General features: G+C 68.5%; 21 protein-coding genes. 20 read left to right on the top strand and 1 reads right to left on the bottom strand.

Annotation, left to right across the window (positions count from 1 at the left end; all coding sequences use genetic code 11):
• Window positions 1-229: 229 nt before the first annotated feature.
• A complete protein-coding gene (locus SB771_RS10560; RefSeq protein ID WP_175660787.1) occupies window positions 230-2,923 on the bottom strand; it encodes a LuxR C-terminal-related transcriptional regulator in 2,694 nt (897 codons plus the stop codon).
• Between the two features lie 281 nt (window positions 2,924-3,204).
• On the opposite strand from SB771_RS10560, the gene SB771_RS10555 reads away from it, so the two are divergent.
• The 20 genes from SB771_RS10555 (at window position 3,205) to SB771_RS10460 (ending at window position 26,620) form a co-directional block, all read left to right on the top strand.
• Window positions 3,205-4,131: a universal stress protein gene (locus SB771_RS10555; protein WP_175660788.1), complete on the top strand. Its 927-nt coding sequence runs from the start codon at window positions 3,205-3,207 to the stop codon at window positions 4,129-4,131.
• A gap of 33 nt (window positions 4,132-4,164) precedes the next feature.
• On the top strand, window positions 4,165-5,145 hold the full coding sequence (locus SB771_RS10550) for a quinone oxidoreductase family protein (RefSeq protein ID WP_175660789.1): 981 nt from the start codon (window positions 4,165-4,167) through the stop codon (window positions 5,143-5,145).
• A gap of 10 nt (window positions 5,146-5,155) precedes the next feature.
• On the top strand, window positions 5,156-6,004 hold the full coding sequence (locus SB771_RS10545; RefSeq protein WP_175660790.1) for a TauD/TfdA dioxygenase family protein: 849 nt from the start codon (window positions 5,156-5,158) through the stop codon (window positions 6,002-6,004).
• A gap of 116 nt (window positions 6,005-6,120) precedes the next feature.
• Window positions 6,121-7,176: a 3-keto-5-aminohexanoate cleavage protein gene (locus tag SB771_RS10540; RefSeq protein WP_175660791.1), complete on the top strand. Its 1,056-nt coding sequence runs from the start codon at window positions 6,121-6,123 to the stop codon at window positions 7,174-7,176.
• 162 nt (window positions 7,177-7,338) lie between these two features.
• Window positions 7,339-8,667 (top strand): MFS transporter, encoded by a 1,329-nt coding sequence (locus SB771_RS10535; RefSeq protein ID WP_175660792.1) that lies wholly within the window; start codon window positions 7,339-7,341, stop codon window positions 8,665-8,667.
• 32 nt (window positions 8,668-8,699) lie between these two features.
• Window positions 8,700-9,293: an RBBP9/YdeN family alpha/beta hydrolase gene (locus tag SB771_RS10530; protein ID WP_175660793.1), complete on the top strand. Its 594-nt coding sequence runs from the start codon at window positions 8,700-8,702 to the stop codon at window positions 9,291-9,293.
• 136 nt (window positions 9,294-9,429) lie between these two features.
• Window positions 9,430-9,603 (top strand): hypothetical protein, encoded by a 174-nt coding sequence (locus tag SB771_RS10525; RefSeq protein ID WP_164714821.1) that lies wholly within the window; start codon window positions 9,430-9,432, stop codon window positions 9,601-9,603.
• 1 nt (window position 9,604) lies between these two features.
• Window positions 9,605-9,991: a type II toxin-antitoxin system death-on-curing family toxin gene (locus tag SB771_RS10520; protein WP_175660794.1), complete on the top strand. Its 387-nt coding sequence runs from the start codon at window positions 9,605-9,607 to the stop codon at window positions 9,989-9,991.
• A 383-nt stretch (window positions 9,992-10,374) separates the two neighbouring features.
• Window positions 10,375-11,541: an ABC transporter substrate-binding protein gene (locus SB771_RS10515; RefSeq protein ID WP_175660795.1), complete on the top strand. Its 1,167-nt coding sequence runs from the start codon at window positions 10,375-10,377 to the stop codon at window positions 11,539-11,541.
• A gap of 49 nt (window positions 11,542-11,590) precedes the next feature.
• The gene (locus SB771_RS10510) at window positions 11,591-12,670 is read left to right on the top strand and encodes an ABC transporter ATP-binding protein (protein WP_175660796.1); all 1,080 of its coding nucleotides are present in this window, start codon (window positions 11,591-11,593) and stop codon (window positions 12,668-12,670) included.
• Window positions 12,671-12,716: 46 nt separating this feature from the next.
• The gene (locus SB771_RS10505) at window positions 12,717-13,589 is read left to right on the top strand and encodes an ABC transporter permease (RefSeq protein ID WP_175660797.1); all 873 of its coding nucleotides are present in this window, start codon (window positions 12,717-12,719) and stop codon (window positions 13,587-13,589) included.
• Entirely contained in the window at window positions 13,589-14,512 is a 924-nt protein-coding gene (locus tag SB771_RS10500) for an ABC transporter permease (RefSeq protein WP_175660798.1), read from the top strand. The genes SB771_RS10505 and SB771_RS10500 overlap by 1 nt, the downstream gene beginning before the upstream one ends.
• 190 nt (window positions 14,513-14,702) lie before the next feature.
• Window positions 14,703-15,140, top strand: a complete 438-nt coding sequence (locus SB771_RS10495; protein WP_175660799.1) for a hypothetical protein — start codon at window positions 14,703-14,705, stop codon at window positions 15,138-15,140.
• A gap of 492 nt (window positions 15,141-15,632) precedes the next feature.
• A complete protein-coding gene (locus tag SB771_RS10490) occupies window positions 15,633-16,709 on the top strand; it encodes an ABC transporter substrate-binding protein (protein WP_244096784.1) in 1,077 nt (358 codons plus the stop codon).
• Window positions 16,710-16,780: 71 nt separating this feature from the next.
• Complete coding sequence (locus SB771_RS10485) at window positions 16,781-20,491, top strand: hybrid sensor histidine kinase/response regulator (RefSeq protein WP_175660801.1); 3,711 nt, start codon at window positions 16,781-16,783, stop codon at window positions 20,489-20,491.
• Between the two features lie 63 nt (window positions 20,492-20,554).
• Window positions 20,555-23,143, top strand: a complete 2,589-nt coding sequence (locus SB771_RS10480; RefSeq protein ID WP_175660802.1) for an EAL domain-containing protein — start codon at window positions 20,555-20,557, stop codon at window positions 23,141-23,143.
• Between the two features lie 122 nt (window positions 23,144-23,265).
• Window positions 23,266-23,478: a hypothetical protein gene (locus tag SB771_RS10475; RefSeq protein ID WP_006753449.1), complete on the top strand. Its 213-nt coding sequence runs from the start codon at window positions 23,266-23,268 to the stop codon at window positions 23,476-23,478.
• A 558-nt stretch (window positions 23,479-24,036) separates the two neighbouring features.
• Entirely contained in the window at window positions 24,037-25,227 is a 1,191-nt protein-coding gene (locus tag SB771_RS10470) for a CaiB/BaiF CoA transferase family protein (protein WP_175660803.1), read from the top strand.
• Between the two features lie 21 nt (window positions 25,228-25,248).
• Window positions 25,249-26,211, top strand: coding sequence for a hydroxymethylglutaryl-CoA lyase (locus SB771_RS10465; protein ID WP_175660804.1), 963 nt, complete (start codon window positions 25,249-25,251; stop codon window positions 26,209-26,211).
• Window positions 26,212-26,236: 25 nt separating this feature from the next.
• Window positions 26,237-26,620: a VOC family protein gene (locus SB771_RS10460; RefSeq protein ID WP_175660805.1), complete on the top strand. Its 384-nt coding sequence runs from the start codon at window positions 26,237-26,239 to the stop codon at window positions 26,618-26,620.
• The last annotated feature ends 152 nt before the right edge of the window (window positions 26,621-26,772 follow it).

Below are 26,772 nucleotides of genomic sequence, written 5' to 3'. Positions count from 1 at the left end.
GCACGGGATCGAGCCCGGGCGGGTGAAGCGGGGCAGCATCGAGGCAGGCGGGAAGGCGCGCGAGGCGACGCCGGTGCGAGCCGTGCGGAAAGACTACGCAACGGCGCGCGGCCGCTCCCCCCCATGCGCGGGGGGCAGGGTTGCGGAGAATCGAAAGGGGATCGACGCCGATGCCGGCGTCAACAGTCGCAACGGGCGCAACAGCCGGCAACGCCGGCCTACGCAGCGATCAAGGCGCGCTTTCGAGCAACCCGAGTACCAGCGCGCGGCGCACGACGTGCTTGCGCGAGCTGGCGTCGAGCTTGCCGAACAGGTTCTTCAGGTGCCACTTCACGGTTTCCTCGCCGACGGCGAGCGCCACCGCGATCTCCTTGTTCGACAGGCTGCGCGCGAGCAGCTCGAGAATCGCGCGCTCCTTGGGCGTCAGCACGACGCTCGGCACCGCGCGCGGGCTGGCCGTGCTGCGCGGCGCGGGCGGCACGATGCGCGGCTGCGGTTGCGCGGACCTCGCCGGAGCATCGCGCTCGATCGCCTCGTCGCCGATGCGGCGCGCCCAGTCGGCGACGGCCGGATGCGTATCGGCGAGCGTGCGCGTCAGGCCGAACATGTCCGCGAGGTTCATCGCCTCGTCGAGCCGCGCGCGGCCGTCGTGCCCCGACTGTTCGAGCGCGAACGCGCCGAGCGCCATGATCTCGATGCGCGCGCCCCCGAGACTCATCTCGCGGGCCAGCACGGCCGCTTCGTCGAGCGCCGCGCACGCATCGTCCCAGCGGCGCGCGGCAAGCGCGGCGCCCGCATGCGCGATCGCCTGCAGCAGCACGACGGGGCGCCGCCACAGCGGGCCGTGCGACGGAAACTCGGCCGCGGCGATCGCATCGATCCGTTCGACGAGCGCATGGCAGGTCGCCTCGCGATAGCGCGCCGCGTGAATGCGCACCTGCTCGGCGAGACTCGCCACCGACAGCCGCGGCAGCCGGCGCGCGACGCCCAGTGCGTCGAGTGCCTCGAGCAGGTCGATCGCGCGATGCTCGACGCCGCGCAGCAACGCGATGCGCGCGGCCGTCCGATAGCCGAGCAGCACGGTGTCGGGCGTGCCCGCGTGCTCGAGCACGTCGAGCCGGTTCGCGAGCAGCGCGGCGGCCTGGTCGACGCGATCGGCCTCGTAGGCGATCGCCGCGCACATCGCCGCCAACATGCAGGTCAGCGGATGGCGGCGCCCGAGGTCGGCTTCCGCGCGCGCGAGTGCCGGCGACAACGCGTCGTCCGCGAGCCGAATCTGGCCTTCGCACAGGTAGCTCAGGCCGGTGATCAGCTCGCCCCAGCGCGCGACGTAGCCGAACCCGGCAGCAGTGCCATCGCGCGGCGCGGCCTGCTGGTAGCGGCGCGCCTGCGCCGGTTCGCCGACGATGATCGCGCGTGCCGACAGGCGGTTCGCATGCATCTGCGCGAGCCACGTCGCCGCGGGCGGCGTGAAGTCGGCCCACGGCTCGAACAGCTCGACGAAGCGGTCGATTTCGTCCGCGTAATAGGCCGCCGCGCTGAGGATCAGCGCACATTCGTAGCGCATCGCGGCCGGCGTGTCGGCGTCGGCGAGGATGCCGGCGATCTGGCGCTGCGCCTCCACATGGCGCTCGCCCAACGCCAGCGCCCAGGCCACCGCGATCCGCAGCGTCGGACGCTTGTCGAGCTCCGCATCGGGCAGCAGTGCGAGCCAGTCGAGCACGTCGTTGATTCGGCCCTGCTTGATCGCATCCTCGAGGCAGCGCTGCGCGAGCGCGTACGCGGTCTCGACCTGGCCGGCCGCATACGCATGGCGCGCGGCTTCCTCCGTCATCCCGTGCGCATCGAGCCATGCGGCCGCGCGTCCATGCAGCGCGCCGCGCGCCGCGGCCGGGCCCGCCGCCAGCCGGTCGCGCAGCGTATCGCGCACGAGCGGATGCAGCCGGCACCAGTCGGAGTCATCCGATGCGATGAACAGCGGCGTATCGCGCGCGAGCCGCGCGAGCCGGTGGGGCGCATCCGCATCGTCGAGCAGCGCGGCGCACAGCGACGGATGCAGGCGGTCGGCGATGCTTGTGCGCGTCAGGAACGCGGTGTCGTCGGCGGACAGGTTCGCGAGCAGCAACTCGACGAGCCGGTCGCGGGTGCCGTCCATGCGCGCGGCGAGCGCGTCGACGGCCTGGCGCGGATCGGCCGAACGCGCCATCGCGGCCATCGCGAGCTGCAGCCCGAGCGGCCAGCCGTCGACGCGCTCGAACAGCCGCGCGCACGCATCGGCGTCGACCCGCTGCGCGAAGCGCGCACCGACCAGCGCGATCGTCTCGTCGAGCGTGAAGCGCAGCCATTCGGGGCCCGCGAGCGTGCATTGCCCGCCGGCGAGCAGGTCGCCGGCCGCGCGATCGAGCCCGCGGCGGCCCGCGAAGATCACCCGCAGGTTCTGCGGCGCGTTGTGCAGCACATAGGTCAGCGAGTCGAGGCCAGCGGCCGGCAGCCGCTCCGCGTCGTCGACGATCAACAGCGCGTCGATCGACAGTTGCGCGACTTCGGCCAGCCACGCGGTCAGCCCCTCGAGCGCGCGCGCCGCGCCGCCCGCGATCAGGCGCCCGAAGCCGGGCCGCGCGCAACCGGTGCGCACCGCCTGCACGAGCCCCTGCAGCAGGCGCGGCGCGTCGTCGCGCTCGTCGGCGGACAGCCACACGACCGCGCGGCCGAGCGCGAGTGATTCGCGGCGCCATTGCGCGAGCAGCGACGTCTTGCCGTAGCCGGCCGGCGCCTGCACGAGCATCACGGGCCGGGCGTCGAACGCCGGCGCGGCGAGGCTCAGCCGCGCACGCGCGAGCAACTGCGCCGGCACGCGCGGCGCGGTCGTCTTCAGCACGAGTTCGGTGGGGGGCGCGTCGGCGCGATCGGGTAGGTGGGCCATCGGGGCAGCAGTGGGATTCCGGCGATGCCGTGCGGGCCAGCGTCCGGGGTGGGCGTGGGGGGAAGGATCGGTCGAACCGCGCTCGCGCGTCAATCCCCCCCGCGACGAGTGGGGCCGCGCCGCCGCGCGGTCGATAGCATGGGTTCCGAAGCATGGCGAACGCAACCGACCCATGCAACTGACGAATGCAATTCAACCATGCAACGAGGAGTGGACCATGAACATCGTATCGACCGGCGCGCGACCCAGCGTGCCGAGCGCCGGATAAGCGGAGCGGCACGATGTATCGCCATCTGCTCGTGACGGTCGACGGCGTGCCCGGCGGCATCGACGCGATCGGCCATGCGCTCGAGCTGGCGCGTGCGGTCGGCGCGCGGGTCACGTTCGTGCTGTCGGGCGCCGTGCCCGACTCGCGTTTATCCGGAGCGCGGATGCCGCGACACGATGCGAAAGTGGAAGCCGCCGCGCGGGCGCAGGGCCTTTCCCATGTGATCGCGGGGGCAGGCCAACCGGGGGGCGGCCACCCGGGGGCCAGCGACAAGTCGCCCGCCACGCTCGCCGGCCAGCTCGGCTGCGACCTGATCGGCGTGGCGGCGCTGCCGCACGACGCCGATGCCGCGGCAGCCGCGCAACGGCTGGAACTGCTCGCGACCAGCAGCGTGCCGGTGCTCGTATGCCCGGCGCGGCATGGGCCGGCCGAGGCGCGCGTGATGGCCCGCTGTCTCGCCGCGCATCGTGCGCTCGGCGAGCGGTTGGAGGCGCTGATGATGGCAAGCGGAGGCCCCGACGCTGCCGAGCACCCGACGGCCGACACGGGACGCACGCTGGCCGCGCTGGCATCGCTCGCGGCGCTGCAGCACGCACGCTTCGGCACCGGCGCCGAAGCCCGTCTCTGCGCGGCATTGCGCATCCGGGCGCAGAGCACCGCGGCCGAACTCGACGAGCTCGATCGCCAGCGGCGCCGCGATGCGCACGCGCTCGACGCGCTGGCGCGGCTCGCCGCCGACGGATTGCCGTCGAGCGCGTTCGATGCCGCGTTCGCCGTCTATGCGCGTGGCGCATTCGAGCAGATGGGACGCATGGAAGGCGTGATTTTCCCGGCCGCGCGGCGCTATCTGGTCGACGCCGACTGGAACGAACTGGACGCGCCCCCGGCGAGCAGCGCCACTGCGACGCCGCCGGCCGCGGACGAACCCGACGATGCGTGACGCGCATCCGACTGAATACCTACGGAGAACAACATGGCATATGCAGTGCGATTCCACGAAACCGGCGGCCCCGACGTGCTGCGCTGGGAAGAAGTCGACGTCGGCGATCCGGGCCCCGGCCAGGTGCGCCTGCGGCACGAGGCGGTCGGCCTGAACTTCGCCGATACGTATTTCCGCAGCGGCCTGTATCCGGTCGCGCTGCCGGCCGGCATCGGCGTCGAGGCGGCCGGCGTGGTCGAGGCTCTTGGGCCCGGCGTGACGAACGTCGCCGTGGGCGACCGCGTGACCTACACCGGCTTCCTGAATACGCTCGGCGCGTACAGCACCGAGCGGCTGATCGCGGCCGCACCCCTCGTCAGGCTGCCGGCCGGCATCGCATGCGAAACGGCCGCGGCGATGACGATGCGCGGGCTCACGTCGGCCTACCTGCTGCGCCGCGTCCATGCGTTCGCGCCGGGCGACACGATCCTGCTGCATGCGGCAGCCGGCGGCGTCGGGCTGATCGTGTCGCAATGGGCGAAGCTGCTCGGGCTCACGGTGATCGGCACCGTGTCGAGCGAACGCAAGGCGGCGGTTGCCCGTGCGCACGGCTGCGACCACACGATCGACTACAGCCGCGAGGATGTCGCGAAACGCGTGCGCGAACTGACCGGCGGCGCCGGCGTCGACGTCGTGTTCGACAGCGTCGGCAAGGACACCTTCGAAGGCTCGCTCGATTCGCTGAAGCGGCGCGGGCTGATGGTCTGCGTCGGCACCGCGTCGGGCCCGATCCCGCCGTTCGATCCGCAGCGCCTCGCTATGAAGGGCTCGCTGTACCTGACGCGCCCGGCGCTGGCCGACTACATCGCCGATCCGGCCGAGAAGAACGACCTGGCCGGCGAACTGTTCGCGCATGTCGCGGCCGGCCGCATCCGGATCGAAATCAACCAGCGCTATGCGCTGCAGGACGCGGCGCAGGCGCACCGCGATCTCGAGTCGCGCAAGACGACCGGCTCGTCGGTATTCATCGTCTGAGGAGACGCGCATGCGAGTCGAACCCCTGACCTGTGCGATCGGCGCGGAACTGCTGGACGTGAGCCTCGCCGACGCCGTGCACGACGACGGCCTGTTCGCCGAGATCCGCACGCAGTTGCTGCGCCATCGCGTGCTGTTCCTGCGCGACCAGGACATCACGCGTGCCGAGCACGTCGCATTCGCGCGCCGCTTCGGAGAACTCGAGGATCACCCGGTCGCCGGCAGCGACCCTGAGCACCCCGGGCTCGTGCGGATCTACAAGTCGCCCGACCAGCCGAACGACCGCTACGAGAATGCGTGGCACAGCGATGCGAGCTGGCGCGTGGCGCCGCCGTTCGGCTGTGTGCTGCGCTGCATCGACGGTCCGCCGGTTGGCGGCGACACGATGTGGGCGAACATGGTGCTCGCATACGAGAACCTGCCGGACCATGTGAAGCAGCAGATCGCGGACCTGCGCGCCCGCCACAGCATCGAGGCGAGCTTCGGCGCGGCGATGCCGATCGACAAGCGCCTCGCGTTGAAGGCGCAGTATCCGGATGCCGAGCATCCGGTCGTGCGCACGCATCCCGAAACGGGCGAGAAGGTGCTGTACGTGAATGCGTTCACCACGCATTTCACCAACTTCCACACACCCGCGCGCGTGCGCGTCGGGCAGGACGCGAACCCCGGCGCCGGCCAGCTGCTGCACTACCTGATCAGCCAGGCGGCGATCCCCGAATACCAGGTGCGCTGGCGCTGGAAGAAGAACAGCGTCGCGATCTGGGACAACCGCGCCACCCAGCATTACGCGGTGATGGACTACCCGCCGTGCGTGCGGCGGATGGAGCGCGCGGGCATCGTCGGCGACGTGCCGTTCTGAGCACGCGCGCACCGTAACCAATTCGCAACCGATACAACGTGCCGGGTTCGCCGCCCGGCACGGCGGGATACGCACGCCCGTACGCCCGAACACAACGATTTCCACTGGAGGACGACATGCAATTTTTCGACGATTCGCTGCACCCGGAAAACCAGGACAAGGTTGTCATCACGGTCGCGCCGTACGGCCCCGAATGGATGCCCGCCGATTTTCCGGAAGACATTCCGGTGACGATGGACGAGCACGTGCAGAAGGCCGTCGACTGCTACAACGCGGGCGCGACGGTGCTGCACATGCATGTGCGCGAACTCGACGGCAAGGGCAGCAAGCGGCTGTCGAAATTCAACGAACTGCTCGGCCGGCTGCGCGAGGCCGTGCCCGACATGATCCTGCAGGTGGGCGGCTCGATTTCATTCGCGCCGGAAGGCGAGGGCGCCGACGCGAAATGGCTGTCCGACGACACCCGCCACATGCTCGCCGAGCTGACGCCGAAGCCCGACCAGGTGACGGTCGCGATCAACACCGTGCAGATGAACATCACCGAGCTGATGAACCGCCAGGACATCGCCGGCACGTCGCTGAACGAACCCGCGCTGTGGGACGCGTACCGCGAGATGACGGTGCCGGCCGGCCCCGGCTGGGTCGACGAACACCTGCGCCGGCTGCAGGCAGCCGGCATCCAGCCGCATTTCCAGCTCACCGGCATGCATGCGCTCGAGACGCTCGAACGGATCATCCGCCGCGGCGTCTATCGCGGCCCGCTGAACGTCACGTGGGTCGGCATCGGTGGCGGTTTCGACGGCCCCAATCCGTATAACTTCATGGAATTCGTGCGGCGCTGCCCGGACGGCGCGTGCATCACGTTCGAATCGCTGATGAAGAACGTGCTGCCGATCAACACGGTCGCGATGGCGCTGGGCCTGCATCCGCGCTGCGGGATCGAGGACACGATCATCGACCAGAAGGGCAACCGGATGACCTCGGTGCAGCAGGTCGAGCAGTGCGTGCGGATCGCGCGCGAACTCGGCCGCGACATCGCGACGGGCAAGGAAGCGAAGGCGATCTACAAGATCGGCGTGCAGTACGACGGCGTCGACGAGACGCTCGCGCAACTCGGGATGGCGCCGAACCGCCGGCCCGGTCAGGCGAGCGTGCCGCTGCGCGCGGCCTGACGCGCCGCGCAGCTGGGTAGCGGCGTTGGTGGCCGCCGCCCGCCGATCGTTGTGGCGTGGCACCCACCCCTGCGCACGGCGCGGGGGCTGACTCCGGTCAACGGAGCGGGGCCACGCAAGCCGCGCCGGAGCACGACCGCTCCGGTGCCGGAGGAGACACGCATGCTGATTCATCACGTCGAGCCGTCGCTTCAGGAGGCGGCCGCCACCGGCCGGCGCGCGCCGGCCTATGCCTGGCTCGTGTTCGGGCTGACCGTCGGCCTGCTGCTGTCGGACTACATGTCGCGGCAGGTGCTCAACGCCGTGTTTCCGCTGCTCAAGCACGCGTGGGGGCTGTCGGACACGCAGCTCGGCTCGCTGTCCGGCGTCGTCGCGCTGCTGGTCGGGCTGCTGACGTTTCCGTTGTCGGTGCTCGCCGACCGCTTCGGGCGCGTGCGCAGCATCGTGCTGATGGCCGCGCTGTGGAGCGTCGCGACGCTCGGCTGCGCGCTGTCCGCCAACTACGCGGAAATGCTCGTCGCGCGCGGCCTCGTCGGGCTCGGTGAAGCCGCGTACGGCAGCGTCGGCGTTGCACTGATCCTCAGCATCTTTCCGGCCCGCCTGCGCGCGACGCTGACCGGCGCGTTCATGGCCGGCGGCGCGTTCGGCTCGGTGTTCGGGATGGCGCTCGGCGGGCTGGTCGGCGCGCATCTCGGCTGGCGCTGGTCGTTCGGCGTGATGGCCGCGCTCGGCATCGTGCTCCTTGTCGCGTACCGCGGCGTCGTCACCGAACGGCGGCTCGCGGCGTGCCGCGTCGAGCCGTGCCGGCCCCATCCCGATGCGCCGCGCGACCTGCGCGGCAGCGTGCGCGTGCTGATGGCGGGGCTGTTCGCGTCGCGTTCGGTGATCTGCGCGTATGTCGGCAGCGGGCTGCACCTGTTCGTGCCCGGCGCGCTGTTCGCGTGGCTGCCGAGCTACCTGAACCGCTACTACGCGATGGCGCCCGACCGCGCCGCCGTGCTCGCGGCCGGCTTCGTGCTGCTGTCGGGCGTCGGGATGGTCGGCTGCGGGATCGTCACCGACCGCGTCGGGCGTGCCGACGGCGCGCACAAATGGCTGACCGCGATCGCGTATTGCGTGCTGACGGGCGTGTGCCTCGCGATCGCGTTCCGGCTGCCGCCCGGTTCGTTGCAGCTCGCGCTGATCTGCGCGGGCATGCTGGTCGGCGCGGGGGCGTCCGGCGCGTCGGGCGCGATGGTCGCGAACCTGACGCCGGCCGCGATCCATGCGTCGGCGTTCGCGACGCTCACGCTGGCCAACAACCTGCTCGGCATGGCGCCGGGCCCGCTGCTGACGGGATGGGTCGCCGATCGCGCCGGTCTCGTCGGCGCACTGCAGTGGATTCCCGCCGTGCCGCTCGCGGCCGCCGTGCTGTTCGCGATCGGACGCGCGAGCTACTCGGCCGATATCGCGCGCGTCGAACGCGAACGGCGCGCATCCCGTCTTTCCTGAACCTTCCTGAACCGAACCCTCCCGGAGGCTGCATGACCTTGGCGACCGCACCCACCATCCTGATCGTGCCTGGCTTGCGCGATCACGTCGAAGACCATTGGCAGACGCATCTGCAACGACGCCTGCCGAATGCGCGCGCCGTCGCGCCGCTCGAAGCCGACAAGCTGAGCCGCGCCGCGCGCGTCGCGGCGCTCGATGCGGCGCTGGCCGCGATCGACGGCCCCGTGATGCTCGTCGCGCACAGCGCGGGCGTGATGATCGTCGCGCATTGGGCGCTGCAGGCCACGCGTACGATCGACGGCGCGCTGCTCGCCGCGCCGGCCGATCTCGATACTCCGATGCCGGAAGGCTATCCGACACCCGATGCGCTCGACGCGCACGGCTGGACGCCGGTGCCAACGCAGCGGCTGCCATTCCCGAGCATCGTGGCCGCGAGCCGCAACGATCCGCTTGCGCGCTTCGAACGCGCCGAGGCGTTCGCGGCGGGGTGGGGCAGCAAGCTCGTCGATCTCGGCGAGGTCGGGCACCTGAACCCGGCGTCGGGGTATGGCGAGTGGCGCGACGCGGAGCGGCTGATCGGGGAGGTGGCGGCGCTCGGCGAAGGCTGTTCCGCCCGGAAAGATTGACATTCCGGCATCGTTCACCGGCTTTGGGTCATCTTCAGCGGTGGGTCGGATGCTATGATTGAAGGTAATGTTGCCGCTGCGTCCAAATACGATATAAGCGGTTGATTGTTATCGTTTTTTAGAGTGAAACGCTATCATGGCTCCCAAACGAAAGGTGCTGTACGGGGTTGAGTTGAAACCCCGCACGATCATCCGTCCCACGGCGGAGGTCAAGGCTTCGACCGAAACCGAGAAAGGTGACGTGCTTCGCGCGGCACGAAAAGTCATTTCCGAACACCGGGATGTACTGATCGCACTGAAGGATCGGTGATTTGCTGGATCTCGACTACGTCATCACGATCCACGACGAGATCATCAGGGATCTGGGCGGTCTCAGTGGCTTTGCGCACGCCGGCCGGGGCGGCGTCGAGGCCGCCCTGCATCGCGTCGAGAATCATGTCCATTACGCGGGCCTGGATGACGTATTCGGCATTGCCGCGACCTATGCCGTCGCGATCGCGCGCGGCCATGTGTTCAACGATGCAAACAAACGTACCGGCCTCACTTGCGCATTGACGTACATGGAGCGGCAGGGCATCTCGATTCCTCGTCTTGCCGACCTCGAAGACCTCATGGTCGACGTGGCGGATGGCGGTGTCACGAGCGAGGAACTGGCCGAATATTTCAGTGCTGTCTGGGAAATGTCCCAGTCCGACTGAGCGCGCGCCAAACCACGCTTTCTCTTGTAGTCGTCCCTTATACAGGTCGCCTGAAATCCAACGGACAAGCAGGCCCGCGCCGTACGCGTCATTGGTCAGTTCATATTCGGCGGTTCCGCTCGGCTGCGACTGATTGAGCCGGCTGCCCGTCGAGTTGCTCACTCCGGGGCAAGTCCCCTGGACATATGACGTCGCAAGACCGCCCCTCATCGAAGGACATTCCCCGCGTCATATCGTTCGACGGTCTAATTCCATCTGTACGAAGGGTTTCTGTTAGGGAAATTCCCGCCCCGCGCCGCTCGGTTTTTTGTTGACCGACATCGTATAACGCCGTCATGATTCCCCGAAAGAAAGGTCCCATCCACCGACCGAAGCGAGGAGACATGAACACCACCACGATCGCGCGCCGTGTCCGCCGGATCACCATGGCGCTGGGCCTGACGCTGTCGGCCGCGGCCGCCGTCGCGGCCCCCGTTTCGCTGAATGTCGTCGACGTCGCCGGCAACCTGCAGCTCACGCGCGGCGCCATCGAGGCGTTCAAGGAGAAGAACCCGAATCTCGTGTCGAACGTCACGTTCACGAACGCGCCCGCGCCGCAACTGCCGGGCAAGATCAAGGCGATGCAGGCGGCGGGGCGCTCCGATATCGACCTCGTGCTGACGGGCACCGACGCGCTCGCCGCCGGCATCGAGCAGAACCTGTGGATGAAGCTGCTGCCCGACAACGCGGGCGCCTTCCCCGGCGTGCTCGACAAGTACGCGCCCGGCCCGCGCAAGATGCAGGATGTCGCGCAAGGCTTCGGCCTCGAAGTCACGTACATGCCGGCCGGCCCGCTGCTCGAATACAACCCGGCGAAGGTCAGCGATCCGCCGAAGACGCCCGCCCAACTGCTCGCATGGTGCAAGGCGCATCCGAACAAGCTGATCTACGCGCGCCCGGCGAACTCGGGCCCCGGCCGCACGTTCCTGATGGGGCTGCCTTACGTGCTGGGCGACAAGAACCCGCAGGATCCGATCAACGGCTGGGACAAGACCTGGGCGTTCCTCAAGCAGCTCAACGACTGCATCCCGTATTACCCGGGCGGCACGTCGGCCGTGATGAAGGAGCTCGGCGAGGGCACGCGCGACATGACCGTGACCGTCACCGGCTGGGACCTCAACCCGCGCGCGCTCGGCATCGTGCCGGCCGACTTCCGGATCCAGGCGTTCGACGACATGACGTGGGTCAACGACGCGCACTACATGGTGATCCCGAAGGGCGTGCCGAAGGAGAAGCTCGACGCGCTGTTCAAGCTGATGAACTTCCTGCTCGAACCGGCCCAGCAGGCGACGACCTACGACGACGGCTACTTCTATCCGGGCCCGGCGGTGAAGGGCGTGACGCTCGAGATGGCGCCCGCGCACAGCCAGGAGGTGATCAGGAAGTTCGGCCGGCCCGAATACGCGAAGCTGCTCGCGGATCGTCCGCACGTGCAGCCGCTCAATGCGCAGGCGATGGTCGCCGCGTTCCAGAAGTGGGACCGCGAGATCGGTTCGCAGAAGTCGAAATGACGCATGAACCCGCGGGCGCTGCGGCGCCCGCGCCGACGGAGTTCGCGTAATGAAGCACAGTTTCGAACGGTTGCGGCTCGACGGCGTGTGCCGCAGCTTCACGAATGCGGAAGGGGCGCAGGTCGCCGCACTGGACGGGCTCGATCTCGATATCCGGCGCGGCGAGTTCATCGCGCTGCTCGGCCCGTCGGGCTGCGGCAAGTCGACCGCGCTGAACTGCATCGCCGGGCTGCAGCCGCTCACGCGCGGCGGCATCTGGCTCGACGACACGCGCATCGACGTGCTGCCGCCCGAGCGCCGCGGCTTCGGGATGGTGTTCCAGAACTACGCGCTGTTTCCGCACATGTCGGTGCTCGACAACGTCGGCTTCGGGCTGAAGATGCGCGGCGTGCCGAAGCAGGAAACGCGGCGGCGCGCGCAGCAGGCGCTCGAACTCGTGCAGCTCGTCGGCCACGAGGGCAAGCTGCCCGGACAACTGTCGGGCGGGCAGCAGCAACGCGTCGCGATCGCGCGCGCGATCGTCATCGAGCCGCCGCTGGTGCTGATGGACGAGCCGCTGTCGAACCTCGACACGAAGCTGCGCATCGAGATGCGCGCCGAGATCCGCCGCATCCACACGCAGCTCGAACGCGCGACGATCTACGTGACGCACGACCAGGACGAGGCGCTGTCGATGGCCGATCGGATCGTCGTGATGAAGGAGGGCGTCGTGCAGCAGGTCGCGTCGCCGAAGGACGTGTACACGCGCCCGCACAACCTGCACGTTGCACGCTTCATGGGCTATCGCAACGTGCTGCCATTTACGCTCGAAGGGATGGCCGGCGACTACGTGAACGTCGCCGCCGCCGGCGTGCGCATCACCGGCGTGCCGATGGCCGGCTTCGACCGCAAGGACGTCGTGATCGCGCTGCGTCCCGACGACATCGAGCGCGCGGAAGCCGGTGCCGACAACGCGTTCGACGCGACCGTCGAAACGGTCGAGTACGGCGGCCGCGATTCGCTGATCCGTGCGATCACGCCGTTCGGCTCGATCTGGGCGCGGGTCGCCGGCGAATTCGTGGAAGGCGAGCGGCTGCGGCTTCGGGTGCCGCCAGAGCGCACGCTCGTCTATGCGGGAGATGTGCAATGAACGGCCGCCGCGCTCCATGCGCGGCAGCGCGCCAGCGGGAGGCCGCATGAGCACGCTGGCGACCGGAGGCACGCCGCGCGACGCGAAGGCGTGGCTCGTCACGCCCGCGCTCGCGTTCATCGTCGCGCTGTTCATCTACCCGTTCGCCTACGGCCTCGTGCTGTCATTCCAGCCGATGAACGGCGGCGGCGCGCTTGCGAACTACGTGCAGTTCTTCACCGACACCGCGATGTGGCCGACCGTGCTCGTCACGCTGAAGCTCGCGGTGCCGGCGACGCTGCTCAACGTCGGCATCTCGGTGCCGGTCGCGTTCGCGCTGCGCCGCAACTCGCCGTACCAGAAGTTCGTCACGACGCTGCTCGTGATTCCGATCACGCTCGGCACGGTGCTCGTCGCCGACGGGATGCTCACGTACTTCGGCCCGAACGGCTGGTTCCCGCAAGCGCTGCAGGGGCTGCACCTGTACACGGACGAAGTGCGCCTCACGCACAACTACTGGGGCGTGCTGCTGTCGCTGATCGTGTCGGGCTTTCCGTTCGCGTTCCTGCTGATGCTGTCGTACATCAGCGGCATCGACCCGACGCTCGCGCGCGCCGCGGCCACGCTCGGCGCGAACCCGTGGCAGCAGTTCCGGCAGATCTACCTGCCGCTGCTCGTGCCGGGGCTCACGATGGCCGCGTGCCTGTCGTTCGTGCAGGCGTTTTCAGTGTTCCCGTCGGCCGTGCTGCTCGGCGCGCCGGCCGGGCCGACGCGCGTGATCTCGATCGCGGCCGCCGAAGCCGCGTTCGAGAGCTACGACTATTCGCTCGCGTCGGCGATCGCGATCGTGATGGGCTTCGTGCAGCTGCTGGTGGTCGCGTCGATGCTCGGCGCGCGCCGCTTCTTCTATACGGGGCCGGTGACAGGGGGCAAGGGCTGATGGCGACCGACAATCATGCCGCGCCGGCCTGGCCGCCGAAGCAGGGCGCGCCCGATGCCCGCCCCGTCAACGCGAGGACACCGCAGAAGATGAGAAGCAACCTCGCCGGCCGGGCATGGAAGGCCCTCGTGTGGGGGCTGATGGCGTTCTTCCTGCTGAACGTGATGCTGCTGATCGCGACCGTCGCGGTGAACTCGGTCGCGACGCGCTGGTTCGGCACGCCGCTGCCGCAGGGCTTCACGCTGCACTGGTACGCGAAGGCGTGGGAAGACTTCCAGCTCGCGAGCGTGCTGTGGGTGACAGTCGAGGTGGTCGGCGCGGTCGTGCTGCTGTCGGTCGCGCTCGGCGTGCCGGCCGCCTATGCGCTCGCGCGCGTGCAGTTCCGCGGCAAGCGCTTCGCGCTGCTGGTGTTCCTGCTGCCGCTGATGGTGCCGCCCGTCACCTACGGGATCCCGATGGCGACCGTGATGTACAAGGTCGGGCTCGCCGGCACGCTGTCGGGCGTGATCCTCGCGAACCTCGTGCCGGCGCTGCCGTTCGTGATCCTCGTGATGACGCCGTTCATCGAGCAGATCGACCCGAATCTCGAGGCCGCCGCGCGCATCTTCGGCGCGAACACGTGGCGCTATTTCCGTTACGTGCTGTTGCCGCTGCTGGTGCCCGGCATGCTCGCGGCCGCGCTGCTCGTGCTCGTGCGCACGATCGGGATGTTCGAGCTGACTTTCTTCACCGCCGGCCCGAGCACGCAGACGCTCGTCGTCGCGCTGTATTACGCGGTGTTCTCGACCGGCGTGCGCGCACCGCAGTCGATCGACGCGATGGCGATGATCTACATGGCCATCACGTTGATCTGGGTCGTGATCGCGCTGCAGTTCGTGAGCCCGACGCAACTCGTCAGCCGCGTGAAGCAGGAGCGGCAGTAAGCGCGAAGGAAAGCGGCGGGATCGCACCGTGCGGTGCTGTCCGCGCTTGCGCAAGCCTGCGTGCAATTCGTTACAAATGGATACCGCGAACGACGCGCCGACATTGCAGACTACGCAGCGTACCGGCCCGGCGATGCGTTCACTGGCATCGCCGCATGCCACCCGACGCTCACCCGACCCACGGAGTTCCATGAAGTTTCCCACGCTGCTGACGCTCGGCTGTGCGGCCACGCTGCTGGCTGCCTGCAATCTGCTCCACGATGGCCCCGCCTCGAGCGACGTCGACGCCGCGGTGCGCCGCGCGCTCGAAGCGGAAAACCACGGCGGCCTGAACGCGCTGTTCGGCCAGCCGCTGCCCGTGTCTGCCGACGTGATTTCCGCGAAGCCCGACGGCGACTGCAGAAAGGCCGGCGAGCGCACCTACACGTGCGATGTCGTGGTCACGTGGCGCAATACCGACTACGCGCCGTCGCGGGCGAACCTGACGTTCGTGCAGGCCGCCGATGGATCGTGGCAGACCTCGGGCGTCGACGCAGCCATCGCGACCGGCGCCGCCAAATCGCTGATCGACAAGATCGGCAACGCATGGCCCGGCAATGCGGCCAGCGGCGCCTCGGCGCCGCGGTAAGTCTTCCATCGCGCCGAGTCGCATCTTCTCGCACCTTCTCCCGAATTTTCCGATTCGCCGGCACGACGGGCTCCGGCCCGCTCGAACCGGTTCCGGCAACAACACCCCGCATTGACGACCGTATCGAAATTCCGCCGGCGTAATTCCGGCGCCGCCGCGGCCCGCGCGCGTTCGGTTGCTGCGGTGCAAGGCCCACCACGAACGCCATCGTTCGCTCGTCGCCTTGCAGTCCTAATAGATGCAACCTATATATATGACTAATTGACGCGTACCACGGCAACGGCGCGGCGCACCATCAAATCGACAAAACCGGGTGCCGAAGGGGAACCCAGCATGGACGAGAGCGAGGCTGTCGCACGGATGTGTTGGGGTACCTCGTCTTCGAACGTGTTGCACAGGCTTGCCCGTCACGGCTACCGACGCGCGCTTGCCCTCATCGCATGCTGCGCCGCGATGGCCGGCCCCGCCGCGTGCATCGCGGCGGAGCCCGGCGTGAGCGACGACACGATCCGCCTGGGCATGGTCAACGCGCAGTCGGGCAATTCCGCCGGGCTCGGACGTGGGCTGCTGATGGGTGCGCAGGCCGTATTCGACGACGTGAACGCGCGCGGCGGCGTGCGCGGCAGGAAGATCGAGCTCGTGGTCGCCGACGATCGCTACGAGCCCGACCAGACCGTGGACGACACGCTGGAGATGATCGAGCGGCGCAACGTGCTGGCGCTGTTCGGCTATGTGGGCACGCCGACGACCACCGCGGTGCTGCCGATCGTCAGGGACGCCGGCATTCCGCTCGTCGGCACGTTCAGCGGCGCGATGGCGCTGCGCAGGCCGGTCACGCCGGAGGTGTTCAACATCCGCGCGAGCTACGAAGACGAAACGCGCGCACTCGTCGAGCATTTGCTCGTGCACGATCACGCCAGGCGTTTCGCGGTGTTCTACCAGGACGACGGCTCCGGGCTCGCGGTGCTGGCGGGCACGCGGCTCGCGCTGCAGCGCCACGGCCTCGACGTCGTCGCGACGGGAACGTTCCGCCGCGGCACCACCGCGGTCGACACCGGCCTGGCGGCCGTGCTCGAAGGGCGGCCGGACGTCGTCATCATGATCGGCCCGTATACGCCGGTGGCCGCGTTCATTCGCGCGGCGCGCCGCGAAGGGCTGAAGGCACGGCTCGCGACGGTGTCGTTCGTCGGCACCGACGACTTGCTGCGCCTGCTCGGCGACGAAGGAAACGGCACGCTGATCTCGCAGGTCGTGCCGCTTCCGCGCAATGAGCGCCCCGTCATCCGCGACTGCGTACGGCTGATCGAGCAGCGCTTTCCGGGCGAGCAGGTGGGTGTGGTGCACATCGAGGGCTGCCTCGACGCGAAGGTCGCGCTGATCGGGCTGGAACGCGCGGGCCCGGCGCCCACCCGGGCAAGCCTGAAGCAGGCGCTCGAATCGATCCGGCATGTCGACCTGGGCGGCCTGGTGGCCAACCTGAATCCCGACGATCATCAGGCGTTCGACGATGTGTTCCTCACCGAAATCGCCCACGGCCGGGTCACGCCGCTGGACGCACCGGCCAGATAACCGGCCGGACGGCCGCGCGCTGGCCGTCCGATTGGCCATCCCGATTGGCCATCCCGATCCTGGAGGGCTGCATGGACATCAAGGCGAAGCTCGTCACCAGCACCAGCCTGATGCTGCTCGGCGCGGTGGCGATTGCCGTGACCAGCCTGATCGCCGTGCACGGCATTGCATCCGGCGTGCGCACGCTGACGACGGAATCGCTGCCGCTGCAGATGCACAGCAACGAACTGCAGCGCGCGTACGCAGAACTCGCGGTGAATTTCGGCGAGCTCGAGCGGGCGCGGGACGTATCGGAGCGCGAGCAGTCGTCGTCGGAGATCGACACGCAATTGCAGCGCATCACGCGCATGACGGCGGCCGTGCGCGCGATCGACGGGCACGGCGGCATCGACGCGCCGTCCGCCGACCTGCGGTCGATGCTCGGATCGATGAACGAAGGCGTCGACGAGCGCCTGCGAGGCGACGCGCAACTCGTCGCCGAACGCCAGCTGATCGAACGCGTGCAGGCTCGCGGCACCACGCTGCTGAGCGAGATCGGCAAGGAAACCGAACGGCTGGGCACCGACGCCGATGCCAGGGTGAACGACGCGCTCGCGGCCAATACCGCCGATAACCGGACGATTCATGCGCTCGACCAGGTCCGCACGAACGTCAAGGACGTCGTCGCCGTCGTCGGCCGCATCGACGTCGCGCCGAACCGATATCGGCTCGCGCCGCTGCGGGAGCGCATGCAGGCGTCCATCGACGGCGCTCGCAATGCGCTCGCGATCGCGGCACCGAACCTGGATGCCGCGACGGTGCAGGGCGTCGCGAGCGCGCTCGGGCGCGTGGCGGCCGACATCCTCGAAGGCAACGACGGTCTCGTCGCGCTGCGCGCCGGCATGTTCGCGCAACCGTCCGTCACGACCCGTTATCGCGCGAAAGAGGACGAAGTCCTGCAGTCGCTCGAGGCGCTCGATGTGAAGCTCGCGGAGATCGCGGATCCGTTCGCGTTGCGGATCGTCGATGCACGGCAGCGCCTCGACGAAGCGATCGCGTTCCGGCGGCGCGCCGCCCGGATTGCGTCACTGTCGGCCGTCGTGAACGGTGGCATCAACGCACTGGCGTTCGACCTGCGCATGGTCGCGCAAAGCGAGACGCCCGAGCGTCTGAAGCAGGCCGACGACGAGCTGCACAAGCTTGCCGGCGCGCTCGCCGGGTCCGCGAGCGCACTGCGCGACGCCCTCGCCACGGACGGGCAGGGCAACGCGAACCGCGCCCAGGCCGTGGTCGCGCTCACCACGGAACTCGCCGGCGCCGCGCGCCGCATCGTCGCGGTGAAGTCGGACATGCTTGCCAACGACGTGGCGATGCAGCGCATCGTCGCGGACGTCGACACGACCGCCAATCGCCTCGCGGCCTATACGGAACAGCAGGCGGTGCGCGTCGATCTGCAACAGCGCGGCATCGTGTCGGACGTGTACCGCGCCGTGACGAGCGCGTTCCTGATGATCGTGGTGGTCTCGTTCCTGCTCGCGATCGGCGGGTTCGTGATCAGTCATCGGCTCGGCACGTCGATCGCGCGCCCGCTGTCGAGCCTCACGCGCACGATGGCGCGCATCCGCAGCGGCAGCGACCTGTCGCTGCGCATGTCCCATAAAGGGAGCGACGAAGTTGCAGCCCTGATCGCCGGCTTCAACATGATGCTCGACGAAATCGAGCGGCGCGACGTCGACCTGCAGGCCGCGATCGCGACGGCCGAAGCCGCGAATTCCGCGAAATCGGATTTTCTCGCGAGGATGAGCCACGAGATCCGCACGCCGATGAATGGCGTGCTCGGCATGACCGAGCTGCTGCAGCGCACACGGCTGACGTCGAAGCAACGCAAGTTTGTCGACACCGTGTATCGGTCCGGCCAGACGCTGCTCGTGATCATCGACGACATTCTCGATTTTTCGAAGATCGAGGCGGGCAAGCTGACGCTGGAGCGCATCGATTTCAACCTGCATCAATTGCTCGACGACGTCGTCGCGCTGATGGAGCCCAATGCCCAACGCAAGGAGCTCGAGCTCGTGTACCAGCGCGCCGATTCCGTTCCGCAGCGCATGCGCGGCGACCCGGTCCGCCTGCGCCAGATCCTGACGAACCTGCTCGGCAACGCGATCAAGTTCACCGAGCACGGGCACGTCGCGCTGAGCGCCGCGCATTCGGACGACGGGCGCATCGTGTTCAAGATCGCCGACAGCGGCATCGGCATCGCACCCGATGTCGCCGCGCAGTTGTTCCGGCCGTTCCAGCAGGCCGACAGTTCGACCGCGCGCAAATACGGCGGCACCGGCCTCGGGCTCGTGATTTCCCGCCAGCTCGCCGAGATGATGGGCGGCACGCTCGCGCTCGACTCGACGCCCGGCAAGGGCTCGGTATTCACCGTGACGACGCCGTTCGAGCCGGCGTCCGGCGAGGTCGGCGTCGCGGCACACGGAAGGCCGTCGCTCGCCGGCCTGCGGGTGCTGATCGTGGACGACAGCGAGACCGATCGCAGCGTGCTGCTCGAACATGCGATCGAATGGCACCTGTGCGTCGCCTCGGCGATCGGCGGCGACGATGCGCTGTCGCAGTTGCGGGCCGCCGTCGCCGACGGTGCGCCGTTCGACCTCGCGATCATCGACGTGCGGATGCCGGGCATGGACGGCATCTCGCTCGTGCAGCACATCCGTCGCGATCCATCGCTGCGTGCGCTGCGGATCATCACGCTGACCGCGTTCGAGATGATGGACAGCATCCAGGTCGCGCACGAACTCGACATCGCCGCCCGGCTGACGAAGCCGCTCCATGGCAACGATCTCTATACGGCGATCGCGGCCGCAGTGCACGTGCTGCCGCCTCGGCTGGCGTCGGCCGCGCCCGTGTCGGATGAAGCCGGGGCGGACCCGGGCAGGCCGCTCGACGAGATCGCCGCGCGCGTGCTGCTGGTGGAGGACAACGCGGTGAATCAGCAGATCGCGCTCGCGATGCTCGAAGACACCGACTATCGGGTCGCCGTGGCCGACGATGGCGAGCAGGCATTGAAGATGCTCGAGCAAGACGCGTTCGACGTGGTGCTGATGGACTGCCAGATGCCGGTGCTGGACGGCTTCGAGGCGACGCGGCGGCTGCGTCGGCGCGAAGCCGAAGCCGGCGCGCCGCGTCTGCCGGTCATCGCGCTGACGGCCAATGCGCTCAGCGGCGACCGCGAGCGCTGCCTGGCCGCCGGCATGGACGACTATCTCGGCAAGCCGTTCCGCCGCGATGCGCTGCTGCAGACGCTCGCCCGCCATGTTCGCGGCGGCGCACACGTGCCGGCCGCGGCGAGCGAGAACGCGGACGCGGTGGCCCGGACCGGTATCGAAACGAACCTCGAAGCAAGCATCGAAACGAGCGCGGCGGCGGCCGCCGAGCCGGACGAAGACGCGAACGTGATCGACCGCAAGGCGCTCGATGCATTGCGCGCGCTCCAGCGGCCCGGCCGCCCGGACGTGCTGACGCGGATCATCGATCAATTCACGATGGACGCGCCGCGGCTGATCCGCGACATGCACACGGCGGTCGAAGCGGGCGATGCCGATGCGCTGAAGCTTGCCGCCCATACGCTGAAATCGAGCAGCGCGAACGTCGGCGCGCGTCTGCTGTCGGCCCGCTGCCGCGAGATCGAGCGGCTGGCGCGCGCCGCCGACGTGAACGCGGCCGTCGAGCTCGTCGCCGGCACGGATGCGGAATTCGAACAGGCGCACGCCGCGCTGGTCGCGGAGCGCGTCGAAAGTTGACTGGCCGCCGGCCGATCGCCACCGCGATCGCGAAGCGGCAGATACAGGAACAGGAGGACGGTCGTGAACCACGAACATGCCGATTTGCCGGCGATTCTGATCATCGACGACGACGCGATGACGCGGATGCTGGTCGTGGAAACGCTGGAGCCCGATGGTTTTCGCGTCGAGGAGGCGACGGGGCCGCAAGAAGGCATCGAAGCGTTCCTGCGTCATCGTCCCGCCGTCGTGCTGCTCGATGTCGAGATGCCCGGCGGCGACGGCTTCGACTGTTGCCGCGCGCTGCGCGCGTTGCCGGAAGGCCGCCGCGTGCCGATCGTGATGCTCACCGGCAACGACGACGACGCATCGATCGCCAGCGCGTTCGACGCCGGCGCGACCGATTTCGTGTCGAAGCCGATGCGCTGGAAGCTGCTCGGCTACCGGATCCGCTATCTGCTGCGCGCGGCCGCGGCGGTCGAAAAGCTGGCGACCACCGAGGTCAGCCTCACGCATGCGCAAGCGCTCGCGCATGTCGGCAACTGGGAATTCCAGGCGGGCCGCACGGACGGCTACTGGTCGCCGGAGCTGTACCGGATCCTCGGGCTCGACGCGGCGCACGCGCCGCCGACGTTCGAGCGGCTGCTGCAGGCCGTGCCGGCCGACGAACAGCCGTTGCTCGTGCAGTCGTTCACGAGCCTGCGCACCGAAGGCGTGCCGTTCTCGCTCGAGCATCGGCTCGTTCACGCGGACGGCACCGAGCGCTGCGTGCTGCATCAGGCGGAGTCGGGACGCGATCCGAACCACGCGATCATCCTGCGCGGTATCGTGCAGGACATCACCGAGCGCAAGATGCAGCAGGGCCGCATCGAATATCTTGCCAACCACGATGCGCTCACTGGGCTGCCCAATCGCAACCTGCTGAGCGACCGGATGGAGCAGGCGATGTCGCAGGCGCGCCGCACCGGGCAGCTCGTCGCGGTGATGGTGCTCGACCTGGACCGCTTCAAGCACATCAACGACAGCTTCGGCCACTCGGTCGGCGACGGGCTGCTGCGCGTCGTCGCCGCACGGCTGAAGCGCTCCGTGCGCGATGGCGACACGGTCGCGCGGCTCGGCGGCGACGAGTTCGTCGTGATGCTGGTCAACCTGGCGACGCAAGCGGACGCGGACGTGATCGCCCGCAAGATCCTCGACACCTTCATCGAGCCGTTCACGCTCGACGAACACGACCTGCACGTGACGACCAGCGTCGGGGTGAGCCTCTGTCCAACCGACGGCGCCAACGCCGAAACGCTGCTGAAAACGGCCGACGCCGCGCTGTATGCGGCGAAGGAACACGGGCGCAACTGCTACCGCTTCTATACACGCGAGCTGGGTGCGCGCGTCGAGGAGCAGACGATTCTCGAGAACGCGCTGCATCAGGCCGTCGCGAACCACGAGCTCGAGCTGTACTACCAGCCGAAGGTCGATCTCAAGACCGGCCAGATCAGCGGCGTCGAGGCGCTGATTCGCTGGCGGCGGCCGGGGATCGGCGTGATTCCGCCCGACCGCTTCATCCCGATCGCCGAAGACTGCGGGCTGATCTTGCCGATCGGCGAGTGGGTGTTGCGCACCGCGTGCATGCAGGCCGTCGCATGGCGCCGGGAAGGCCATCCGCCGATCCGGATCGCCGTCAACCTGTCGGCGCGCCAGTTCCGGCAGCAGGACGTGGCCGCCATGGTGCGCACGACGCTCGAGGAAACCGGTCTGGCGCCGGACTCGCTCGAACTCGAACTCACCGAAAGCGTGCTGATGCAGGACTGCGACGCGATCGCGCACACGCTGCGCGAACTGAAGGCGCTCGGCGTCGTGCTGTCGCTCGACGACTTCGGCACCGGCTATTCGAGCCTGTCGTACCTGAAGGACTTGCCGATCGACGTCGTCAAGATCGACCGGTCGTTCCTCGACGACGTCACCACCAGCGCCGAAGGCGCTTCGCTGACGCGCTCGATCATCGCGATGGCCGAGTCGCTGCACATGGAGACGGTGGCCGAGGGCGTGGAGACCGAAGCGCAGCTGTCGTTCCTGAACCGGCATCGCTGCCATGCGATGCAGGGCTACTACTTCAGCCATCCGGTCACCGGCGATGAAATCGCCGACATGCTGTCCGCCGGCTCGCAGCTTCCCGAGCATTGCCGGCAGCGCGAATTGCTGCACCGGACGCTGCTGCTCGTGGACGACGACCGCGAGGTCCTGCGCAGGCTCAGGCGGGCGCTCGGCCGCGACGGCTACGAGATTCTCGACACCACCGATCCCGACGAAGCGCTCGTCCTGCTCGCGCAGCATCGCGTCGGCGTGATCGTGTCGGATTTCCGGATGCCGAGCCTGTCCGGCATCGACCTGCTGCAGCGTGTGAAGGCGCTGTACCCGGACATCGTGCGCATCCTGCTGTCGGGCTATGGGGAAGGGGAAGGGGACTCGCTCGCCGACGCGGCCGACAACGGCTCCGTTCAGAAATTGCTGATCAAGCCGTGGGATGTCGCGCTGCTGCGCAAGCATATTGCCGAGTCGTTCCAGCGGTTCGAGCACAGCTCCCTGCAGAATCGGGTGGGCCTCGGCGCGGGCCATCTCGGCATTCATCCGTCTCCGCTCAGGGCCGTCGACGTGGCGCAGGCGCCTGGGCGGACTTGAACGGGAGATGGGAATCGACAGATAAAAGGGGTACGACCTGGGTGATGTTCGGTATGCCACCGCGAATATAGGGAAAACCCTTATTCTTCGTTATAATGTCGGCCTAGAAGAAAGGTCGAACCATGCCAGAACGTTTCCAACCCCTTGAAAAATTTGTGTTTTCCCTGGTCGTGATGTCCGCGGTCGTTTGCTCCGCCTTCCTGGCGTACGAGCGTCATCCCGAGATCAAGATCGCGCTGCACGAAGGCGAAGCGCTGATGCGCGAAAGCGCCAAGTATTCGGTCATCTGCTCGCCGTCCAAGGTCGATCCTTGCGTCGAGATGTCCGCTTACTGAAGCGTGGCCGTCCACTAACCGCTCCGCACTGATTCCCGTCGACGCGCGGCCGATGGCCGACACGCGTCGGTGGCGCGCATCGCGCATCCGCGCCACCGGTTCGGGTTGCGCGTCGCCTGAATACCGTCTCCCCGATTGGCCTATCCCGCTGCGGTGAGTTGTCCGCAACGCGGCGTTGCGTCTTTCTGTCTACGCGCGGCCGATGGCCGACACGCGTCGGTGGCGCGCATCGCGCACCCGCGCGTACCGGTTCGGGCAGCGCGTCGCCTCAATACCGTCTCCCGTTGTCTGATCCCGCTGCGGCGAGTTGTCCGCAACGCGGCGTTGCGTCTTTCTGTCTTCCTGTCTTGATGTCCCCCGAGCCGGCGCGTCGCTGCCGACGCCAGGCGCGCGCGAGCGCGCTTTCCCGCGAGGAAAGGCGGCGCGGCGTTCTGCCGGGACGGCGCCGTCCATACCTTTCCGTTCGGGAAAGGCTGGTTGAGCATCGATCGATTTTCGCCGGGCGCGAACGCCGTCATGATCGCCGTCATCGACAACACGATTTCATCGGAGACAGTCATGACGCGACCCCTGGACGGTATCCGCGTGCTGGAACTCGGCCAACTGATCGCCGGGCCGTTCGCGGGCCGGATGCTCGCCGAATTCGGCGCGGACGTGATCAAGGTCGAGCCGCCCGGCGTCGGCGACCCGCTGCGCAAATGGCGGCTGCTGCACGACGGCACGTCGGTCTGGTGGGCCGCGCAGTCGCGCAACAAGACGTCGCTCACGCTCGACCTGCGCACGCCGGAAGGGCAGGACGTCGTGCGCCGCCTCGTCGCCGAAACCGACGTGCTGATCGAGAACTTCCGGCCCGGCACGCTCGAGGGCTGGGGGCTCGGCTGGGACACGCTGTCCGCGATCAACCCCGGCCTCGTGATGCTGCGCGTGTCGGGCTTCGGGCAGACCGGCCCGTATCGCGACCGGCCCGGCTTCGGCGTGATCGCCGAGGCAATGGGCGGGCTGCGCCACCTCACTGGCGAACCGGGCCGCACGCCGGTGCGCGTCGGCGTGTCGCTCGGCGATTCGCTGTCGGCGCTGCACGGCGTGATCGGCATCCTGCTCGCGCTGCGGCATCGCGAGCAGCAGGGCGGCAACGGGCAGGTCGTCGACGTCGCGCTGTACGAATCCGTCTTCAACATGATGGAAAGCCTGCTGCCCGAATACTCGGCATTCGGCGCGGTGCGCGAGGCGGCCGGCAGCAGCCTGCCCGGCATCGCGCCGACCAACGCGTACCGGTGCCGCGACGGCAAGTACGCACTGATCGCCGGCAACGGCGACAGCATCTTCCGGCGCCTGATGGAGCTGATCGGGCGTCCCGACCTCGGCGACGACCCGGCGCTCGCGCACAACGACGGGCGCGTCGCGCAGGTCGCGCGCATCGACGCGGCGATCGGCGAATGGAGCGCGCTGCACGATCTCGACAACGTGCTCGCCGCGCTGAACGACGCGCGCATCCCGGCGGGGCGCATCTACGACGTCGCGGACATCGCGGCCGATCCGCATTACCGCGCCCGCGACATGATCGTCGACGCCGCGCTGCCCGACGGCACACCCGTGCTCGTGCCGGGCATCGTGCCGAAGCTCGGCGCGACGGCGGGGCGCATCGAGCGTCCCGCACCCGCGCTCGGCGCCGATACCGACGCGGTACTCGAATCGATCGGCATCGATGCCGCGACACGCGACGCGTGGCGCACGCGCGGCGTGATCTGAACCGTCCAGCGGAGCGACGACATGAGCCAGCACCCCCAACGACTCTATATCCACGAAGTCGCGACACGCGACGGTTTCCAGAATGAAGCGGCGTTCGTCGACACCGACGACAAGATCGCGCTCGTCGACGCATTGAGCGCCTGCGGTTACGCGAAGATCGAGGTCACGTCGTTCACGTCGCCAAAGGCGATCCCTGCGCTGCGCGACGCGGAGGCCGTGATGCACGGCATCGTGCGCGCGCCGGGCGTCGTCTATACGGTGCTCGTGCCGAACGTGCGCGGCGCGCAGCGCGCGCTGTCGTGCGGCGTTGACGAGGTGAACCTCGTGATGTCGATGAGCGAGAGCCACAACCGCGCGAACCTGCGGATGACCCGCGAGCAGTCGTTCGTCCAGCTGCGCGACGTGATCGACGCGGTGCGCGGCACCGGCGTCGCGATCAACGTGTCGCTGTCGACCGCGATGGGGTGTCCGATGGAAGGCGACGTGCGCGACGAAACCGTGCTCGCGTGGATGCAGCGCTTCGCGGATCTCGGCGTGCACGGTTTCACGCTGTGCGACACGACCGGCATGGCGTATCCGTCGCAGGTGCGCACGCTGGCCGAACGCGCGCGCGAACGCTTCGGCGCGCTGCAACTCACGCTGCATTTTCACAACACGCGCGGGATGGCGCTCGCGAACACGCTCGCCGCGCTCGACGCCGGCATCGACCGCTTCGACGCGTCGCTCGGCGGGCTCGGCGGCTGTCCGTACGCGCCGGGCGCGACCGGCAACGCATGCACCGAGGAACTCGTGCACATGCTCGCGCTCGACGGCTACGATACCGGCATCGATCTCGCGGCCGTGCTCGCCGCGGCCGCACGGCTGCCCGCGCTGATCGGGCATGACGTGCCGAGCCAGATCCTGAAGGCCGGGCGCCGCTCGGACCTGCATCCGGCACCGCGCGCCGAAGCCGGCGACATGCCGGTGCAGCGGGCTTTTTCGTGAACAGTCGTCAACAGGAGCGAATCACATGGCGCTGATCGATCACCTCGACCATCTCGTCCTGACTTGCGTCGATCCGGAGCGGACGAAGCATTTCTATACCGAAGTGCTGCAGATGCAGCTCGAAACCTTCGGCGCGGGCCGGCTCGCGTTTCGCTTCGGCAACCAGAAGATCAACCTGCACGTGCGCGGCGCGGAGTTCGAGCCGAAGGCGCACATGCCGGTGCCCGGCGCGCTCGATCTGTGCTTCATCGCGTCGGTGCCGCTCGACGACGTGATCGCGCATCTGCGACGCGTCGAATGGCCGATCGTCGAAGGGCCCGTCGAACGCACCGGGGCGACGCAGAAGATCCGGTCGGTGTACGTGCGTGACCCGGATTTGAACTTGATCGAGATCTCTGAATTGATTTGAGGGGCTCGTCGGGCGGTTGGTCGTGTTGCTTTGTCGTGCTCGCTTGCTCGCTTGCTCGCTTGTTCGCTTGTTCGCTTGCTCGTTTGCTCGTTTGCTCGTTTGCTCGTTTGCTCGTTTGCTCGTTTGCTCGTTTGCTCGTTTGCTCGTTTGCT

This window comes from Burkholderia sp. SIMBA_051, from assembly GCF_046534915.1.
Classification (GTDB): Bacteria; Pseudomonadota; Gammaproteobacteria; order Burkholderiales; family Burkholderiaceae; genus Burkholderia; species Burkholderia ambifaria.
This window is presented reverse-complemented; position numbering and strand designations above follow the sequence as displayed.

What these genes read in the sequence shown, in the direction of transcription:
- SB771_RS10530 (WP_175660793.1), top strand. Translation starts at nt 8,700, where the DNA reads ATGACCTTGGCGACCGCACCCACCATCCTGATCGTGCCTGGCTTGCGC.
- SB771_RS10510 (WP_175660796.1), top strand. Translation starts at nt 11,591, where the DNA reads ATGAAGCACAGTTTCGAACGGTTGCGGCTCGACGGCGTGTGCCGCAGC.
- SB771_RS10545 (WP_175660790.1), top strand. Translation starts at nt 5,156, where the DNA reads ATGCGAGTCGAACCCCTGACCTGTGCGATCGGCGCGGAACTGCTGGAC.
- SB771_RS10460 (WP_175660805.1), top strand. Translation starts at nt 26,237, where the DNA reads ATGGCGCTGATCGATCACCTCGACCATCTCGTCCTGACTTGCGTCGAT.
- SB771_RS10560 (WP_175660787.1), bottom strand. Translation starts at nt 2,923, where the DNA reads ATGGCCCACCTACCCGATCGCGCCGACGCGCCCCCCACCGAACTCGTG.
- SB771_RS10550 (WP_175660789.1), top strand. Translation starts at nt 4,165, where the DNA reads ATGGCATATGCAGTGCGATTCCACGAAACCGGCGGCCCCGACGTGCTG.
- SB771_RS10500 (WP_175660798.1), top strand. Translation starts at nt 13,589, where the DNA reads ATGGCGACCGACAATCATGCCGCGCCGGCCTGGCCGCCGAAGCAGGGC.
- SB771_RS10495 (WP_175660799.1), top strand. Translation starts at nt 14,703, where the DNA reads ATGAAGTTTCCCACGCTGCTGACGCTCGGCTGTGCGGCCACGCTGCTG.
- SB771_RS10470 (WP_175660803.1), top strand. Translation starts at nt 24,037, where the DNA reads ATGACGCGACCCCTGGACGGTATCCGCGTGCTGGAACTCGGCCAACTG.
- SB771_RS10555 (WP_175660788.1), top strand. Translation starts at nt 3,205, where the DNA reads ATGTATCGCCATCTGCTCGTGACGGTCGACGGCGTGCCCGGCGGCATC.
- SB771_RS10540 (WP_175660791.1), top strand. Translation starts at nt 6,121, where the DNA reads ATGCAATTTTTCGACGATTCGCTGCACCCGGAAAACCAGGACAAGGTT.
- SB771_RS10515 (WP_175660795.1), top strand. Translation starts at nt 10,375, where the DNA reads ATGAACACCACCACGATCGCGCGCCGTGTCCGCCGGATCACCATGGCG.
- SB771_RS10525 (WP_164714821.1), top strand. Translation starts at nt 9,430, where the DNA reads ATGGCTCCCAAACGAAAGGTGCTGTACGGGGTTGAGTTGAAACCCCGC.
- SB771_RS10485 (WP_175660801.1), top strand. Translation starts at nt 16,781, where the DNA reads ATGGACATCAAGGCGAAGCTCGTCACCAGCACCAGCCTGATGCTGCTC.
- SB771_RS10475 (WP_006753449.1), top strand. Translation starts at nt 23,266, where the DNA reads ATGCCAGAACGTTTCCAACCCCTTGAAAAATTTGTGTTTTCCCTGGTC.
- SB771_RS10505 (WP_175660797.1), top strand. Translation starts at nt 12,717, where the DNA reads ATGAGCACGCTGGCGACCGGAGGCACGCCGCGCGACGCGAAGGCGTGG.
- SB771_RS10535 (WP_175660792.1), top strand. Translation starts at nt 7,339, where the DNA reads ATGCTGATTCATCACGTCGAGCCGTCGCTTCAGGAGGCGGCCGCCACC.
- SB771_RS10465 (WP_175660804.1), top strand. Translation starts at nt 25,249, where the DNA reads ATGAGCCAGCACCCCCAACGACTCTATATCCACGAAGTCGCGACACGC.